Source organism: Kitasatospora sp. NPDC032121, assembly GCF_055580145.1.
Window position 1 is genome coordinate 293,437 of record NZ_JBVILX010000001.1, and the last position, 15,931, is coordinate 309,367.

Sequence of the window (15,931 nt, forward strand, 5' to 3'; positions counted from 1 at the left end):
GGCTACTGCCGCCGGTGCACCTCCGCCGCGACGGCCAGGTCCTGCCAGGCCATCCCGACGCTCTTGAAGAACCGCGGCCGCCCGTCCGGCACCAGCGCGTCGCCGCGCACCAGCTCGGCGAGGTTCCACAGCTGCCGCCCGGCCACGCCCGCCATCAGCAGGTCCCCGGCCTCCCGGGCCGCGACGCCGCGCGCCTCCACGTACAGCTCGGCCCGCCGGACCAGCAGCTCGTCCACCTCCCGGGCGTCCGGCTCGTGCGAGCCGACCGCCGCCACCGCCGCGTGCGCCGGCACCAGCGCACCGTCGAACAGCGGGGTGCGCGCGGTGGTGCAGCAGACCACCAGGTCCGCGTCGCGGACCGCCCGCGGGCCGCCGACCTCGGCCGCCAGTCCGAGCTCCCGCCCGTACGCCACCAGGGCCTGCGCCCGTTCGGCGTTGCGGGCCACCACGGTGAGCCGGCGCAGCGGGCGGACGGCGAGCAGGGCGTCCAGGTGTCCGTACGCCTGCGGTCCGGAGCCGAACAGCACCAGGTGCTCGGCCTCCGGGACGGCCAGTCGGCGCAGCGCGGCCGCGGTGACGGCGGGCGTGCGCAGCGCGGTGAGCGCGGCGCCGTCCAGCAGGGCGAGCGGCTGCAGGGTGGGCCCGTCGAGCAGCAGGTAGCTGCCGGTGATCCGGGGCAGCCCCTGCTCGGGGTTGGCGGGCGCGACTCCGGCGATCTTCACCCCGGCGTACGGCCCGGCGGCGGCCGGCATCAGCAGCAGCTCCCCGGCGGGGACGGGTACGGCCGACCGGGCGGGTGCCGCCTCCGGGTCGAACCCGTCCAGCAGCACCCGCTCGATCGCCTCCACCGCGTCGGCGGGCCCGACCCCGCCGGTGCCCGCGACGGCGTACCGGAGCGGCACGACGGCCGTACCGGGCGGTGCGGTGGGGCTCACAGCAGGAACCCCGCTCCCAGTTCGTCGCCCGGCTCCAGGACGAAGCCGTGCTCGCCGGTGCGGTGGGCCGTCCCGCCGACCTCGGTGACCACGCCCTCGCCGTACGGGTCGCCGCCCGCGAGGAAGCGGCCGGTGAAGACCGTGCCGATGATCGACTCGTGCCGCAGCGGCTCGCCGGGGGCCAGCCGGCCCTCGGCGGCGAGCACCGCGAGCCGGGCGGAGGTGCCGGAGCCGCAGGGCGAGCGGTCGATCTGGCCGTCGGCGAAGACGGTGACGTTCCGCTGGTTCAACCCGCCGTCCGCCGAAGGGAGTTCGTCGTACAGCACCACCCCGTACACGCCCGACAGTCGGGCGTCCGTCGGGTGCGCGACCGCCTCCGCGTCAGCCAGCGCCGCCCTGATCTCCCGTCCGACGGCGGTGAGTTCGGGCAGCTGGGCCGGTTCCACGGCGAGCCCGAGGGCGGCGGCCGGCACCGAGGCGTAGCAGGCGCCGGAGTGCGCGACGGCGACCTCCACGGTGCCGCGCGAGGTCTCCACCGGCAGCTTCAGCGCGGTCACCCGGCTGGGCACGTTACGGAAGGTCACCCCGGTGGTCCGCCCACCGGTCCGGTGCACCAGGGCGGTGACCCGGCCGGACGGCACGTCGATCCGCACCCGCGCCACGCCGTCGGCGGGGGCCGGGACGAGCCCGGAGTCCACCGCCCAGGCGCCGAGCGCGATGGTGCCGTGCCCGCAGGCGGTGGAGTAGCCGTCCTTGTGCCAGAACAGCACGCCGAGGTGCGCCTCGTCGTCGTCAGGCGCCACCAGGAAGCCGCCGTACATCCCGGCGTGGCCACGGGGCTCCCGGCTGAGCAGCTGCCGGACGTCGTCCAGCGCGCTCGGCCGGGGAGAGGTCGCGCTGCCGCCCGAGCCGATCGCGATGGCGCGGCGTTCGGCGACGCTGTCGCCGGGGATCGGCGGCACGCCCTCCAGCACGATCCGGAACGGCTCGCCGGCCGTGTGGTAGTCGACGGTGCGGACGAACATCAGGCGCCACCGCCCGGCAGCACGCTGACGGTCCGGCTGACGGTGTAGAAGTCCAGGGCCGCCTGCCCCTGCTCGCGGTCGCCGTGGCTCGCGCCCTTGGCCCCGCCGAAGGGCAGGTGGAAGTCGACGCCGCTGGACGGCGCGTTGACCCGGATCATGCCCGCGTCCAGCCGGTCGGCGGCGGCCAGCGCCACGTCCAGGCTGCGGGTGTGCACGGAGGTGGAGAGGCTGTGCGGGGTGTCGTTGGCCAGCGTGACGGCCTCGTCCAGGTCGGCCGCGGCGTGCAGCACCGCGATCGGGCCGAAGAACTCCTCGCGCGCCAGCGGGTGTTCGGCCGGCACCTCGGTGAGCAGGGTCGGCTCGACGTACCAGCCGGCCCGCTCGGGCACCCCGCCGCCCGCCAGGACGACGGCCCCGGACTCGACCGCCGAGGCGACGGCGCCGGTCAGCCGCTCCCGGGCCGCGGCGTTGATCACCGGCCCGCAGACCGCGTCGTCGACCGCCGCCAGCGCCTTGACCAGCGCCTCGCGCAGCGGCTCGTACGCGGCGCCGACCGCGATCACCCGGCTGGTGGCGGTGCACTTCTGCCCGGCGTACCCGGCGATGGCCGCGGCGATGTGCCCGGCGGCCTGCGCGATGTCGGCGTCCGGCAGCACCAGCGCGGCGTTCAGCCCGCCGAGTTCGGCCTGCACCGGCACCCCGCGCTCGGTCGCGGCCCGCACCACGGCCCGGCCGACGCCGGTCGAACCGGTGAAGGAGACCACGTCCACGGCGTCGACCAGTGCCGCGCCCTCCTCCGCCCCGCCGGGCAGCACGGTGAACACGTCCTCGGGCAGCCCGGCCAGCTCCGCCAGCCGCAGCGCGCAGGCGGTCGCCTCGGGCGCCGGCTTGAGCACCACCGCGTTGCCGACGGCGAGGGCCGGCGCGGCCTTCCAGGTCGGGATCGCCAGCGGGAAGTTCCACGGCGTGATCAGCCCGGCCACCCCGTACGGGCGGCGCCGGGTGAGCAGCAGCCCGGGCCCGGCGGCGGGCTCGTGCACGGCCCCGGAGGGCGCGTACGGGGCCTGCGCGTAGTAGCGCCAGATCGCCGCGGTGCGGGCGACCTCGCCGAGCGCCTCGGCCGACGGCTTGCCGACCTCGCGCACGATCAGCGCGGCCAGCTCGTGGGCGTGCGCCTCCACGGCGTCCGCGATCCGGCCGAGCGCCGCCGACCGGGCGCCCGCACCGGCGGCGAGCCAGTCGCCCTGCGCCGCCCGGGCCCGCCCGACGGCGGCCCGCACGGCCTCGGCGCCGGGCTCCTCGACGGCGACCACGAGGTCGTCCGGGTCGGCGGGGTTGTACGAGGTGATGGTCACAGCCAGCAGCCCTTCGAGGGAGGTACGGGGACGAAGGAGGTAGGTGGGGTCAGAGCAGGAAGCCCGCCGGGAACGGGTCGCTCGGGTCGAGGAAGTACTGGGCGGTGCCGGTGACCCAGGCCCGCCCGGTGACGGTGGGCACCACGGCGGGCCGCCCGGCCACCTCGGTCTCCTCGACCAGCCGCCCGGTGAAGGTGGTCCCGATGAAGGAGTCGTTGCGGAAGTCCCGCCCGAGCGGCAGTTCGCCGCGCGCGTGCAGCTGGGCCATCCGCGCCGAGGTGCCGGTGCCGCAGGGCGAGCGGTCGAACCAGCCGGGGTGGATGGCCATCGCGTGCCGAGAGTGCTCGGCGGTGGAGCCGGGGGCGAGCAGCTGGACGTGGTGGCAGCTGTGGATGGACGGGTTCTCCGGGTGCACCGGCTTGTCCGGGCTCGCGTTGATCGCGTCCATCATCGCCAGGCCGGCGTCCAGGATCTCCTGCTTGCGCTCGCGCTCGAAGGGCAGCCCGAACTCGGCGAGCGGCAGGATGGCGTAGAAGTTGCCGCCGTACGCGAGGTCGTAGTTCACCGTGCCGTAGCCGGGCACCTCGATCTTGCGGTCCAGGGCGACGGAGTACGAGGGCACGTTGCGGATGGTCACCGCCTTGGCCGCGCCGTCCTCGACGTGCACCTCGGCGACCACCAGCCCGGCCGGGGTGTCCAGCCGCACGGTGGTGACCGGCTCGACCACCGGGACCATCCCGGTCTCGACCAGCACGGTGGCGACCCCGATGGTGCCGTGCCCGCACATCGGCAGCAGCCCGGAGACCTCGATGTAGAGCACCCCGAAGTCGGCGTCCGGGCGGGTCGGCGGCTGGAGGATCGCGCCGCTCATCGCCGCGTGGCCGCGCGGCTCGTACATCAGCAGGGTGCGGAAGTGGTCCAGGTGCTGCTGGAAGTGCACCCGGCGCTCGGCCATGGTGGCGCCGGGGATGACGCCGAAGCCGCCGGTGATCACCCGGGTCGGCATGCCCTCGGTGTGCGAGTCGACGGCGTGGAACACGTGACGGCTCCGCATGGGTCACAACTCCCGTACAGGTTCGGATGGTGGGGGTGGGCCGGGCCGGCTGCCGCCGCAGCCGGCCCGGAGGCCCGGGGCCCGGAATCATCCGGGCGGGGGGATCAGACCAGGCCGTCGGCCAGCGCCTTCTCGGTGGCCGCGCGGACGGCCGCCTCGATCTCGGGGGTGAGCGGCTGGCGCGGGGCGCGGACCGGGCCGCCGGGGCGCCCGGCGATGTCCATGGAGAGCTTGATGGCCTGGACGAACTCGGTCTTGGAGTCCCAGCGCAGCAGCGAGTGCAGCGACTTGTAGAGCGGCAGCGCGTTCTCCAGGTCCTTGGAGACGGCGGCGTCGTAGAGCGCCACCGACGCGGCCGGCAGGGCGTTCGGGTAGCCGGCGATCCAGCCGACCGCGCCCGCGAGCGCCAGCTCCAGCAGCACGTCGTCGGCGCCGATCAGCAGGTCCAGCCCGGGGGCCAGCTCGGCGATCTCGTAGGCCCGGCGGACGTCGCCGCTGAACTCCTTGACGGCGACGATCGAGCCCTCGGCGTGCAGCTGGGCGAGCAGCGGGGGGACGAGGTCGACCTTGGTGTCGATCGGGTTGTTGTACGCCACGATCGGCAGGCCGGCCTTGGCGACCTCGGCGTAGTGGGCCCGCACCGAGGCGTGGTCGGCCCGGTAGGCGTTCGGCGGCAGCAGCAGGACGGAGCCGGCGCCGGCCTCGGCGGCCTGCTCGGCCCAGCGGCGGGACTCGGCGCTGCCGTAGGCGGCCACGCCGGGCATGACCCGGGAGCCGTCGCCGGCCGCCTCGACGGCGACCTCGACGACCTTGGCGCGCTCCTCGGCGGTGAGCGTCTGGTACTCACCCAGCGAGCCGTTGGGGACGACGCCCTCGCAGCCGGAGTCGATCAGCCAGCGGACGTGCTCGGCGTAGGCGTCGTAGTCGACGGAGTGGTCCGGGCGCAGCGGAAGCGTGGTGGCGACCATGATGCCGCGCCACGGACGGGTGGTGTCGTGCTGGGTGATGGACACATGAACTCCTTGATGAGGTGTGACATTTTACAAGAGCGGGCAGGCCGGAGACAAGGTCCCCGGCCCACCGTTCGACGGCGGACCCGTTACGCCTCGGGCGCGGGCCCGGCGGCCAACTGGGAGAGCGGCACCGGGCAACCCAGTGGCCGCCGGTCCGGCCCCGGCTCACCCGAACCGGCCAGGCAGGCCACGGCCGGACCGCACATCCGGCCCTGGCACCAGCCCATCCCGGCCCGGGTGAGCAGCTTGACGGTGCGCGGATCGCCCGCGCCCAGCTCGTCGACGGCCTCCCGGATCGCCGCGACCGGCACCTCCTCGCACCGGCACACGTCGGTGTCCGGGCGCAGCCAGCCGGTCCAGCCGGGCCCCGGCCGGTGGGCGGCGGCCATCAGCCCGGCGAAGGCCCGCAGCCGCGAGCGGCGGCGCAGCAGCGCGGCCGCGGGCAGCTCGCCGGCCACCGCGTGGGCGGCCAGCTCGCCCTCGGCGAGCGCGAGGTCCGCGCCGCCGACGCCGTTGGTCTCCCCCGCCGACCAGAGGCCGGGCACGCTGGTGCGCAGCCGGGCGTCGACGTCCAGCGCGACGGCGCCGTCCGGCCCGGTCACGGTCCGCGCACCCAGCTCGGTGGCCAGGTCGATCTGCGGCAGCAGGCCGTGGCCGACGGCGAGCGCGTCGCAGTCGATCCGACGCTCGGTACCGGGCACCGGCCGCCAGTCCGCGTCCAGCCGGGCCACCGTGACGCCGGTGACCCGGTCCGTCCCGTGCGCCTCGACCACCGCGCTGCGCGGGCGCAGCCGCACCCCGTGCCGCAGCAGCGCGCCACCGTGCCCGGCGCCCTCGACCAGCTTGCCGGGAACGCCCGCCAGGACGCCGGGGCGCCGTACGTACCCGAGGTAGGCGGTGGCCTCGACCACCGCGGGCACCTCGGCCCCGGCGGTGACCAGCGAGGAGGCGGCCGCGAGCAGCAGCGGGCCGCTGCCGGCCACCACGATCCGCTTCCCGGGAAGCACCAGCCCGGCCTTGAGCATGGCCTGGGCGCCGCCCGCGGTGACCACCCCGGGCAGGGTCCAACCGGGGAAGGGCAGCTGCCGCTCGTACGCGCCGGTGGCGAGCAGCACCGACCGGGACCGGACGGTGGCCCGGTCGGTGCTCCCCGGCCCGCGGGTGACGTGCACCGCGAAGCCGTCGCCGGTGCGCTCCAGCGCCCAGACGTGGTGACCGGCCAGGAAGGCGGCCCGCCCGGCGCGCTCGTGCGCGTCGAGCCGGCCGGCCAGACCGGTGTAGGCGGACCAGTGGTGGTGCAGCCGGTCGGGGCGGGCCGCGCCGAGGCCGGGCGCCGGGTGGCGGTAGTACTGCCCGCCGGTGCTCTGCCCGCCGTCCAGCAGGGCGCAGCGCAGCCCGAGGTCGGCGGCGGTGACGGCGGCGGCCAGCCCGGCCGGGCCGGCGCCCACCACGACGAGGTCGAAGGTCTCAGACGGCGAGGTCGGCACGGCCGTGGCCCTCCTGGGTGGTGACGGTGGTGCCGGGCTCGGCGGGGAGCAGGCAGGTGCGCTGGTTGGGGCGGCCGTCGACGGTGGCCAGGCAGTCGAAGCAGGCGCCGATCCCGCAGAACGCCCCCCGCGGCCTGCCGCCGACCCGGGTGGTGCGCCAGGCGAGCACGCCGTCGGCCCAGAGCGCGGCGGCGATCGACTGCCCGGGCAGCGCGGGGACGGGCCGCCCGTCGAACTCGATGTGGTGGGCGGGCCCTGGCTCGGCCTCGACCAGCCCGGCGGGGGTGCGGCGGCGCATCGGCGGCTTCTCCAATCCTGGACGGAATCTCATGTCTGGCGGTCGTGGGGCCGGTGGTCGCCCGGCCGGGCCGTCACCCGGCCGGGCCGTCACTCGGCGGAACTCTCCTCGACGGGGAACCGGTCCGCCCGGAACGGCGCGAGGTCGAGCTCCGGCTGCTTGCCGGTGAGCTGCTCGCTGATCAGCAGCCCGGTCGCCGGGGCCAGCCCGATGCCGGCCCCCTCGTGCCCGCAGGCGTGGTACAGCCCGGGCACCCGGGAGTCCGCCCCGATGGCCGGCAGGTGGTCCGGCAGGTACGGACGGAAGCCCCGGTAGGTGCGCATCACGGTGACTCCGGCGAGCACCGGGAACAGCGCGGCGGCCTGGGCGGCCAGCCGGCGCAGCACCTCCTGGGAGAGCGTGCGGTCGAAGCCGACCCGCTCCCGGCTGGCGCCGATCAGCACCGGCCCGCCCGGGGTGCCCTCGATCACGGCGGAGGTCTCCAGCCCGGCGGATCCGCTGGCCACGTTGGCGACGTAGTCGGCCGCGTAGACCTTGTGCCGCACGACCCGCGGCAGCGGCTCGGTGACCAGCACGAAGCCGCGCCGGGGCAGCACCGGCAGGCCCACCCCGGCCAGTGCGGCCACCTCGCCGCCCCAGGTGCCGGCCGCGTTCACCACGGCGCCGGCGGCCAGACCGCGCCGGTCGGTCCGCACGCCGCGCACGGCGCCGTCCGGGCCCCGGTCGATGGCGGTGACGCTCTCCCCGGTGATCAGCCGGGCGCCCATCCGGCGGGCCTCGCGCAGCAGGTGGGCGGCGGCGAGGGCGGGCTGGACCTGGGCGTCCTGCGGGTAGTGGAAGCCGCCGGCCAGGCCCTCGGCCAGGTGCGGTTCCAGCTCGCGCAGCCGCTCGCCGGGCACCTCCTCGGCCTCGACCCCGACGGCCCGCTGCCCGGCGGCGAAGGCCCGCAGCGCGTCCTGTCCGGCGGGGGTGGAGGCGACCACCACGCCGCCCTTGGGCTCGTACTCGATGGCCGGGCCGAGCCGCTCGGCGAGTTCGCGCCAGAGCCGCGTACTGAGCAGGGCGAGGTCGAGTTCGGGGCCGGGTTCCTTGTCGGAGACCAGCAGGTTGCCCTCGCCCGCGCCGGTGGTGCCGCCGGCCACCGGGCCGCGGTCCACGACGGCGACGGCGAGCCCGGCACGGGCGGCGTAGTAGGCGCAGGCGGCGCCGACCACGCCGGCGCCGACCACGACGACATCCAGGGGAGGTCTCTCGGTCTTCAGCACGTCAGTAATATGTCACATGCCATGAGAGCTGCCAAGCCCGCCGCCCGAAACCGGGAGCACCCCCGACCAGCGGAAAGGCCCGAACGCCGAGGAGCCCCGGTCCACCGCTCGGCAGAGCGGCGGACCGGGGCTCCGTCAGGGCCTACCGGTTCGGGCGGCTCAGGTGATGTCGTCCATCTCCTCGCGGCGGGACGCCGGCACCGCCGCGCCGGCCGCCGGGGCCGCCGAGGCCTCGACGGACTCCGCACCGGCCACCGGCTGCACCGAGAGGTCCAGGTGCGAGGCCTCCTCGTCGTCCAGCCCCGCGTCCGGGTTGCGGCGCGCCTTCCGCTTGTCGTTGAAGAGCGCGATCGCCACCGCGATGAAGTACAGCGCCCAGATCGGCGCGGCCAGCGCCAGCATGCTCAGCGGGTCGGCGCTCGGCGTGGCGAAGGCCGCGAACACCGTGATGCCCATGACCATGCCGCGCCACCAGCCCAGCAGCCGCTTGCCGCCGACCATGCCGATGACGTTCAGCATCACCAGCAGCAGCGGGAACTCGAAGGCCAGGCCGAAGACCAGCACCATCCTGGTGGCGATGTCGAAGTAGTCCTCGGGCGGCAGGATCGGCGTGGTGTTGTTCGGGGTGAACGAGATCAGCACGTCGATCGTGGTCGGCAGCACCAGGATGGCCACGGCCACACCGGCCAGGAAGAGCGGCGTCCCGCAGAGCAGGAAGACGAACGTGTACTTCTTCTCGTGCTTGTGCAGGCCGGGCGCCACGAAGGCCCACACCTGGTAGAGCCAGATCGGCACGGTCGCGACCACACCGGCCGTCAGGGCCACCTTCAGCATCCAGGTGAAACCGGCGGTCAGGCCGATGTTGGAGACCTGGGCGCACTTGCCGTGGTAGTGCTTGGCCAGCTCCGGGGTGTTGCACTGCGGCAGCGGCTTCAGCAGCAGGTCCTCGAGCTGCTTGTGGTAGATCGCCGCCACGATGGTGATCACCACGATCGCCAGGACCGACTTGACCACGCGGTTGCGCAGTTCCCGCAGGTGGTCGGCGAGGGCCATCCGCCCCTCAGGATCCTTTGACGCCTTCGGCGCCTTGGAGAGCTTGCTCAACCCCGGTCCTCAACTCGTGCGTGGGGGCCCGCCGGTCGACGGGCCTCCGAAGTCGCGTACGTCACGTGCGCCGCACTCAGTGCGGGCGGTCGCCGTCGGGCGCGGAGGCCCCGGCGGCGGACTCGTTCACCGGACGGGCCGTGGCCGCCGCGCCCGGGGCGGACTGGATGGTCTTGCCCGCACCACCGTCGACCGGAGCCGGAGCGGGCCGGGCCGGCTGCTCGGACTCGCCGTCCGAACGCATCGCCTGCGCCTCGCTCTTCAGGATCCGCATCGACTTGCCCAGCGAGCGCGCCAGGTCCGGCAGCCGCTTGGCTCCGAACAGCACGATGGCGAGAACCACGATCACCACGATCGCGGTCATCGAGATGCGCATGCGCGACCACCTTCAGTCATGGCGGCCCGACGGGCCGTCCGCTGCGGATGGTAACCGCTGCGGATGACGCCACGACGACGGCCGCCCGAACAGGACAGCGGCCCCAGGAACGCGGTTCAGGAGCCACCTCAGAGCGTAACCCGACCCCACCCGCGCAGCAGCCCCCCGTACCACCGCCGGCCCGGCCGTGCCATGCGGAACTACGCGACCGGGACGGTCCGCTCCTCGACCGGGGCGTTCGCCGCCGGCATCGCCTCCGCCAGGTCCTCGGCCGCCGCGGCCAGCGCCCGCGAGGCCCGGTCCACGCCCTTGGCCAGCGCCCGCACGTCCAGCCAGAGCCGGATCGCGAGGACCCCGAGGACCAGCAGGCCCGCGGTGGCGAGCAGGACGGCGGCGACGAGCATCCAGGACATGCGCCCCACCCTATACGGGGGTCATCCCTCCGCCGGGACGAGCCGCATGGTGCGCACCCCGGCCCCGGTGAGCGCCTCGACGATCTTCTCCCCGGCCGGCTTGCGCACCGCCGCCCCGCACCGCGGGCAGCCGAAGCTGTAGTGCGCCTGGGCCGGGGTGCGGCCGAGGGTCAGGCGGAAGTCCTCGGCCGGGAGCTCCACCTTCTCCCGGCACTCGGAGCAGTACACCTTGAATCTGGTCCCGGGTTCCACCGCTCAGGCCCGCCCCTCCCCGTAGGCGGCCAGCGCCTCCCGCGCGGCCGAGCGCGCCTGCTCGGCCAGTTCGGGCGGCGAGACGATCCGGCCGTCCCGGCCCAGCCGCAGCGCCAGCGGGCGCAGCTGGGAGGGGTCGGCGCTGCGCAGGGTGATCCGCAGCCCGCCATCGGGCAGTTCCTCGGCCCGGTCGTGGGTGTAGTACTCGGCCACCCAGCGTCCGCCGGAGGAGACCTCGACGACCACCTCCGGGTCGTCCGCCGCCGGGTTGACCAGCCCGCCGCTGAGGTCGCGCGGCTCGCGCCGGGGCGGGTCGGCCGGGACGTCCAGGACGCGGATCTCGGCGACCCGGTCGAGCCGGAACATCCGGTGGTCCTCGGAGGTGCGGCACCAGGCCTCGAGGTAGGTGTGGCCCTCGGTGAGCAGGCGGATCGGGTCGACCTCCCGCTCGGTCATCCCGCCGCGCCCGTGCGAGTAGTAGCGCAGCCAGAGCCGGCGGCCCTCGCTGAGCGCGCGGTCGATGTCGGCGAAGACGTGGCTCTCCGCCTCGAAGGTCACGCCGACCCTGGCGCTGCCCTCGGCGCTCTCCCCCGCCGCGTTCTCGATCTTGGCGACGGCCCGGGTGAGCGCCTCGCGGTCCCCGGCCCGCAGGCCCGGCAGCCCGGCCACCGCGCGGGCGGCCACCAGCAGCGCGGTCGCCTCGTCGGCGGCCAGCCGCAGCGGCTGGGCCACGTCGTCGACGTTGTGCCACCAGATCCGCTCGCCGTCGGTGTCGATGTCGAGCAGGTCGCCGCCGCGGAAGCTGGTGCCGCACATCGGCAGCACGTTGAGGTCCGCGATCAGCTCGCGCTCGCTGATCCCGAACGCCCGGGCCACCTCGGCGACCTCGGCCCCGGGCCGCTCGCGCAGGTAGGTGACCAGCGACAGCATCCGTCGCGTCTGGTCGATGGCGTTGCTCACGCGCTCTCTCCTTCAAGCCCCGCGACCGCCCGCAGCCGGTCGACGACATCCGCCCGCAGCTCCTCCGGCCCGAGCACCAGCACGTCCGGCCCGAACTCGGCCAGGTCCGCGCCCAGCCCGTTGCCGTACGGGATCTCCAGCTCGTCCCAGGCCTCGTCCACCCGGGTGCTGCTCAGCGCCTTGGTGCGCAGCGGGAAGCCGGCGCCCCGGCGGACCCGGACGGTCGCGGTGGCGGTGGCGCCCTCCCCCGCGAACTTCGCCACGGTGGCCCGGACGTCCACGTGCTCGGGCACGGTGCCGAGGAAGGCCCCGGACCGAGCCTTCACCCGACCGGTGATCCGGCTGAGCCGGAACACCCGGGCGTCGCCCCGGTCGCGGTCGTACCCGGCCAGGTACCAGTGGCCGCGCCAGCACTCCAGCGCCCACGGCTCGACGCTGCGCTGCTCGACGGCGGCGGCGCCGGCCTTGCGGTACTCGAAGGTGACCGGACGGCGGTCCCGGGCGGCGGTGAGCAGCGGCTCGAACGCGGCCTCCCGGGCGGGGATGCGCGGCTCCAGGGCGGTACGGCCCTCGGCCTCGGTGAACGGCACCCCGGCCGCGCGCAGCTTCTGCAGGGCGCCGCTGGCCGCGCCGGACATCTTGGCCTGCTGCCAGACCCGGGCGGCCAGGGTCAGCGCGGCCGCCTCCTCGGCGTCCAGGGCGATCTCGGGCAGCCGGTTGCGGTCGGCCCTGGCCAGGTAGCCGAGCTCGCCGTCCAGGGCGCTCTCGTCGACGTCGATCACCAGGCCGAGCTCGCGCAGGTCGTCCTTGTCCCGCTCGAACATCCGGTTGAAGGCGTCCTCGCTGCTGGTCTGCCAGGCCTCGCGGTACGCCTCGATGGATTCCCGCAGCTCCTTCTTGGAGAGCGGACGTCTGGTGTTCATCAGGCACAGGGCGAGATTCATCAGCCGCTCTGCCTTGGCGATCGCCATCGCTGACCCTTCCGGTGTGCCGCGCCGCGCGCGGGGTGCGCCAACCGGGCGGTCTCCACCCGGCGGGACCGACCGTACCGGTAGCGGTACGCGCTGCAAAAGCCGCCTCCGCGAACGCCCCCGGACACGCCCGTGGGCCGGGCCCCCGGAGGGGTCCGGCCCACGGTCACGGCAGGCTCAGACGCCCAGCAGGTCGACCACGAAGATCAGGGTCGAGTGCGGCGGGATGGCCGGGGTCGGCGACTGGGCACCGTACGCCAGGTGCGACGGGATGGTCAGCTCGCGGCGGCCGCCGACCTTCATGCCGGCGACGCCCTGGTCCCAGCCCTTGATGACGCGGCCCTTGCCCAGCGGGAACTGGAACGGAGCGGTGCCCCGGTTCCAGCTCGCGTCGAACTCCTCGCCGGTCTCGAAGGTCACGCCGACGTAGCGGACGCTGACGACCTGGCCCGGCTTGGCCTCCTCGCCGTCACCGACGACGATGTCGCGGATCTGCAGCTCCGTCGGGGCGTCGCCGATCGGGAAGTCGATCTCGGGCTTCTCGTTGAGGTTGACGCTCACAGTCCCTCTTCTCACATTCGCTTGCATTCACGACCAAGCGGCGGGCACCCGTACCGGGTCCGCCCCGACAGAAGTCTCGGCGAACCACCGTACGCGCACCCGCCGCCCGTCCGGGTCCGGCCACACGGCCGGACCCGAAGGTCACACGTGCACCATTGTCACCCGAAAGTGGATCAGCCCTGACCGGCGTCGAGGATGTCCACCACGAAGACCAGCGTCGCGCCGGGCGGAATGTCGCCCTGGCCCTTGTCGCCGTAGCCCAGCGAGGCGGGGATCACCAGCTCGACCCGGCTGCCGACGGTCTGGCCCTCCAGGCCCTGGTCCCAGCCCTGGATGACCTGGCCGCCGCCGACCGGGAAGGTGAACGCCTGGCCCTTGCTGAGCGAGGAGTCGAACACCTTGCCGTCCTTGAACAGCGCGCCGGTGTACTGGACGACGACCTTCTCGCCCTTCTCCACCGCCGGCCCGGTGCCCTTGATCAGGACGTGCGACTTCAGCTCGGTCGGGTCCTTCGCCCCGGCCACCGGGGTGATCTCGGCCGGCTTCTTGCCGTTGTCCTTGACCTGCGGGAAGTCCGCCGGCGGCGGGGTGACCGTTCCGCTCACCACGGAGTCGGGCGCGTTGGCGTTGCGCACGTCGATCACGAAGATCAGGTCGTCCTTGGGGCCGATCGACATGTCGGCCTTGCCCTGGGCACCGAACGCGGCGGCCGGCGGGGCCACCACCAGCAGCCGGCTGCCGGCCTTCTTGCCGATCACGGCCTGGTCCAGGGCCGGGATCAGCGAGTCGGTGCCGGCCTGGAAGATCTGCGGCTTCCCGTTGGCGTCGTACGAGCTCGGGATGTCCTTGCCGGTGTTCCAGTCCTTGGCGGTGTAGTCCACCGAGGTCCAGGAGTTCTTCTCGACCTTGGCGCCGGTGCCCTCGGTGAGCACCTTGACCACGAAGGAGCCGTCGGAGGCCTCGCCCGGCACCTGGATCTCGGCCTTCTTGCCGAAGTCGCCGGCGACCGTCGGCAGCACCTTGGCGCTGTCCTTGATCGGCGGGACCGGCTCGGCGGTCGGCGTGGGCTGCGCGGTCTTGGCCGCGTCCGGCTTGGCCGCGGCGCTGCCCTTGGAGCCGTCCTTGTTCACCATGTAGAGCGTGACGCCGCTGCCGACCAGCAACAGGGCGATCACCGTGCCGAGGATCACGCCCAGCTTGCCGACGCCGGGCGGGTTCTCGTCGTACCCGGCCTCCGAGGTGTCGGACTTGCGCACGCTCGAGGCGAAGATCTGCGGGGCGTCGTCCGTCTTGGTCCCGCCGCCCGGGGCGCGCGGCGCCTCGCCGGGCTGCGCCCAGCCGGCCTGCTGCGCCAGGATCGCCGGGGGGACGACGATCGACTCGCGGTCCCCGCCGACCGGGCCGCCGGGACGGGAGGCGGCCGGGTCCGCAGAGCCGTCGTTCGCCGCGGTGCCGGCCCCGCCCGGGCTCGGCGTCTTCTCAGTCATGACTCCCCATCCATCTCGCCACGAGGTCTTCCAGGTCTGCGCCCGGCGTGGGCACGCCGGCCTGCGGTCGCACCGCCCGCCCCAGGCCTCGGCGCCGGGCGGCGCCTGCCACAGTGCGTGGGCAGTATGACAGCTCAGGATGAGGGCGGACGCTTCGTTGTACGAGCGTCCGCCCAAGCGTACGGAATCCCCGGGGTGAGTTCGAGGGGCTGTGCCGGTGGATCCCCCCAGGCACAGCCCCCCGGCCGCTAGACCGCTTCGAGGATGTCGATCACGAAGACCAGGGTCGAGTTCGCGGGCACCGAGCCCTGCGCCTTGTCCTGGTAGCCGAGCGCCGGCGGCACCACCAGCAGGACCCGGCTGCCGACGTTCTGCCCGACCAGGCCCTTGTCCCAGCCCTCGATCACGCTGCCGGTGCCGATCTGCACCGCCTGGGCTCCACCGTGCGTCCAGGAGGAGTCGAACTGCTGGCCGTTGGCCCACAGCACCCCGGTGTACTGCACCACCAGGGTCTGCCCGCTCTTGACCTGCTTGCCCTCGCCCTTGATCAGCACGGCCTGCTGGAGCTCGGTCGGCGGGGCCTGCCCGGCCGGCACCGTGATCGTCGCCGGGGCCTTGCCGTTGTCCTTGACCTGCGGCATCGTCGCGGGCGGCTCGGTCATCGTCCCGCTCAGCGTGGAGTCCGGCGGCAGGCTCTCCATGATGTCCAGCACGAACACCACCGTGTCGCCCTTGTTGACGCCCAGCTGGCCGGAGCCCTGCTCGCCGAAGGCCGCCGCCGGCGGGGCCACCACCAGCAGCCGGGAACCCACCTTCTTGCCGATCACGCTCTGGTCCAGCGCCGGCACCAGCTGCCCGCTGCCGGCCTGGTAGAGCTGCGGCTTGCCGTTGGCGTCGTACGAGCTGGGCAGGTCCTTGCCGGTGGTCCAGTCCTTGGCGGTGTAGTTGACCGTCACCCAGTCGCCCTTGTTGACGGTCGCCCGCTCGCCCTCGGTGACCGTGTTCACCACGAACTGGCCGCTGGGCTGCTGGCCCTCGGGGATGGTGATGGTGGCCTTGCTGCCGTACCCGCCACCCGAAAGGGTGGGCATCGGTGACGCCTCGCCGACCGGCGCCGGCACCGTCGGGGCGGCGCTCGCCGTGGTCGGCGTCGCGGGGCCGGCCGCCGGGGGGGAACTGCTGCAGGCGACCGCGAGCAGCAGCGGCAGGGTGAGAAGCAAACCGGCGGTGCGGCGCACGGTGGTCCTAACTGTCGGTCGAAGTCGGCTCTCCTGACTCGACGGACAGCGTATGCCCGGCACGCGTCCGGCCCCGGTAGACACCACCGGGGCCGGACGCCTCCTTGATCACACCACCGTGGTCACTCCTGGTGACC

At 74.5% G+C, this 15,931-nt stretch carries 17 protein-coding genes; all 17 read right to left on the minus strand.

The features are described from left to right. Positions 1 to 2: 2 nt before the first annotated feature. The 17 genes from ACZ5OX_RS01320 to ACZ5OX_RS01400 all read right to left on the minus strand — a co-directional run bounded on the left by ACZ5OX_RS01320 (position 3) and on the right by ACZ5OX_RS01400 (position 15,794). Positions 3 to 935, minus strand: a complete 933-nt coding sequence (locus ACZ5OX_RS01320) for an ornithine cyclodeaminase family protein (protein ID WP_392874432.1) — start codon at positions 933 to 935, stop codon at positions 3 to 5. Continuing rightward, positions 932 to 1,960: a proline racemase family protein gene (locus ACZ5OX_RS01325; RefSeq protein ID WP_449791833.1), complete on the minus strand. Its 1,029-nt coding sequence runs from the start codon at positions 1,958 to 1,960 to the stop codon at positions 932 to 934. Before ACZ5OX_RS01325 ends, ACZ5OX_RS01320 begins: the two co-directional genes overlap by 4 nt. Further along, positions 1,960 to 3,315 (minus strand): aldehyde dehydrogenase family protein, encoded by a 1,356-nt coding sequence (locus ACZ5OX_RS01330; protein ID WP_465628040.1) that lies wholly within the window; start codon positions 3,313 to 3,315, stop codon positions 1,960 to 1,962. The genes ACZ5OX_RS01325 and ACZ5OX_RS01330 overlap by 1 nt, the downstream gene beginning before the upstream one ends. A gap of 49 nt (positions 3,316 to 3,364) precedes the next feature. Next, positions 3,365 to 4,369 (minus strand): proline racemase family protein, encoded by a 1,005-nt coding sequence (locus ACZ5OX_RS01335; RefSeq protein WP_392874424.1) that lies wholly within the window; start codon positions 4,367 to 4,369, stop codon positions 3,365 to 3,367. A 104-nt stretch (positions 4,370 to 4,473) separates the two neighbouring features. Further along, positions 4,474 to 5,337, minus strand: a complete 864-nt coding sequence (locus tag ACZ5OX_RS01340; protein ID WP_449791863.1) for a dihydrodipicolinate synthase family protein — start codon at positions 5,335 to 5,337, stop codon at positions 4,474 to 4,476. 131 nt (positions 5,338 to 5,468) lie between these two features. Then, the gene (locus ACZ5OX_RS01345) at positions 5,469 to 6,869 is read right to left on the minus strand and encodes an FAD/NAD(P)-dependent oxidoreductase (protein ID WP_465628042.1); all 1,401 of its coding nucleotides are present in this window, start codon (positions 6,867 to 6,869) and stop codon (positions 5,469 to 5,471) included. Then, positions 6,850 to 7,167, minus strand: a complete 318-nt coding sequence (locus tag ACZ5OX_RS01350; RefSeq protein WP_355250421.1) for a (2Fe-2S)-binding protein — start codon at positions 7,165 to 7,167, stop codon at positions 6,850 to 6,852. Before ACZ5OX_RS01350 ends, ACZ5OX_RS01345 begins: the two co-directional genes overlap by 20 nt. An 89-nt stretch (positions 7,168 to 7,256) precedes the next feature. After that, positions 7,257 to 8,432, minus strand: a complete 1,176-nt coding sequence (locus ACZ5OX_RS01355; RefSeq protein ID WP_465628044.1) for an NAD(P)/FAD-dependent oxidoreductase — start codon at positions 8,430 to 8,432, stop codon at positions 7,257 to 7,259. Between the two features lie 159 nt (positions 8,433 to 8,591). Further along, entirely contained in the window at positions 8,592 to 9,485 is an 894-nt protein-coding gene (tatC, locus tag ACZ5OX_RS01360; RefSeq protein WP_449791864.1) for a twin-arginine translocase subunit TatC, read from the minus strand. Positions 9,486 to 9,612: 127 nt separating this feature from the next. Then, entirely contained in the window at positions 9,613 to 9,912 is a 300-nt protein-coding gene (gene tatA, locus ACZ5OX_RS01365; protein ID WP_392874409.1) for a Sec-independent protein translocase subunit TatA, read from the minus strand. A gap of 200 nt (positions 9,913 to 10,112) precedes the next feature. After that, positions 10,113 to 10,325, minus strand: a complete 213-nt coding sequence (locus ACZ5OX_RS01370; protein WP_449791838.1) for a hypothetical protein — start codon at positions 10,323 to 10,325, stop codon at positions 10,113 to 10,115. Between the two features lie 21 nt (positions 10,326 to 10,346). After that, positions 10,347 to 10,553, minus strand: a complete 207-nt coding sequence (locus ACZ5OX_RS01375; protein WP_375876040.1) for a hypothetical protein — start codon at positions 10,551 to 10,553, stop codon at positions 10,347 to 10,349. A 27-nt stretch (positions 10,554 to 10,580) separates the two neighbouring features. Continuing rightward, positions 10,581 to 11,507 (minus strand): helix-turn-helix transcriptional regulator, encoded by a 927-nt coding sequence (locus ACZ5OX_RS01380; RefSeq protein ID WP_359901265.1) that lies wholly within the window; start codon positions 11,505 to 11,507, stop codon positions 10,581 to 10,583. Positions 11,508 to 11,533: 26 nt separating this feature from the next. Then, entirely contained in the window at positions 11,534 to 12,508 is a 975-nt protein-coding gene (locus tag ACZ5OX_RS01385) for a helix-turn-helix transcriptional regulator (protein WP_449791839.1), read from the minus strand. A gap of 177 nt (positions 12,509 to 12,685) precedes the next feature. Next, on the minus strand, positions 12,686 to 13,096 hold the full coding sequence (locus ACZ5OX_RS01390; protein WP_449791840.1) for an FKBP-type peptidyl-prolyl cis-trans isomerase: 411 nt from the start codon (positions 13,094 to 13,096) through the stop codon (positions 12,686 to 12,688). A 146-nt stretch (positions 13,097 to 13,242) separates the two neighbouring features. Beyond that, positions 13,243 to 14,556, minus strand: a complete 1,314-nt coding sequence (locus ACZ5OX_RS01395) for an FKBP-type peptidyl-prolyl cis-trans isomerase (RefSeq protein WP_465628047.1) — start codon at positions 14,554 to 14,556, stop codon at positions 13,243 to 13,245. Positions 14,557 to 14,804: 248 nt separating this feature from the next. After that, on the minus strand, positions 14,805 to 15,794 hold the full coding sequence (locus ACZ5OX_RS01400; RefSeq protein ID WP_465628049.1) for an FKBP-type peptidyl-prolyl cis-trans isomerase: 990 nt from the start codon (positions 15,792 to 15,794) through the stop codon (positions 14,805 to 14,807). Positions 15,795 to 15,931 lie beyond the last annotated feature (137 nt).

Coding starts and splice junctions, on each gene's coding strand:
- ACZ5OX_RS01325 (WP_449791833.1), bottom strand. CDS start 1,960: ATGTTCGTCCGCACCGTCGACTACCACACGGCCGGCGAGCCGTTCCGG.
- tatA (WP_392874409.1), bottom strand. CDS start 9,912: ATGCGCATCTCGATGACCGCGATCGTGGTGATCGTGGTTCTCGCCATC.
- ACZ5OX_RS01385 (WP_449791839.1), bottom strand. CDS start 12,508: ATGGCGATCGCCAAGGCAGAGCGGCTGATGAATCTCGCCCTGTGCCTG.
- ACZ5OX_RS01380 (WP_359901265.1), bottom strand. CDS start 11,507: ATGCTGTCGCTGGTCACCTACCTGCGCGAGCGGCCCGGGGCCGAGGTC.
- ACZ5OX_RS01395 (WP_465628047.1), bottom strand. CDS start 14,556: ATGACTGAGAAGACGCCGAGCCCGGGCGGGGCCGGCACCGCGGCGAAC.
- ACZ5OX_RS01335 (WP_392874424.1), bottom strand. CDS start 4,369: ATGCGGAGCCGTCACGTGTTCCACGCCGTCGACTCGCACACCGAGGGC.
- ACZ5OX_RS01350 (WP_355250421.1), bottom strand. CDS start 7,167: ATGCGCCGCCGCACCCCCGCCGGGCTGGTCGAGGCCGAGCCAGGGCCC.
- ACZ5OX_RS01370 (WP_449791838.1), bottom strand. CDS start 10,325: ATGTCCTGGATGCTCGTCGCCGCCGTCCTGCTCGCCACCGCGGGCCTG.
- tatC (WP_449791864.1), bottom strand. CDS start 9,485: ATGGCCCTCGCCGACCACCTGCGGGAACTGCGCAACCGCGTGGTCAAG.
- ACZ5OX_RS01340 (WP_449791863.1), bottom strand. CDS start 5,337: ATGGTCGCCACCACGCTTCCGCTGCGCCCGGACCACTCCGTCGACTAC.
- ACZ5OX_RS01390 (WP_449791840.1), bottom strand. CDS start 13,096: ATGCAAGCGAATGTGAGAAGAGGGACTGTGAGCGTCAACCTCAACGAG.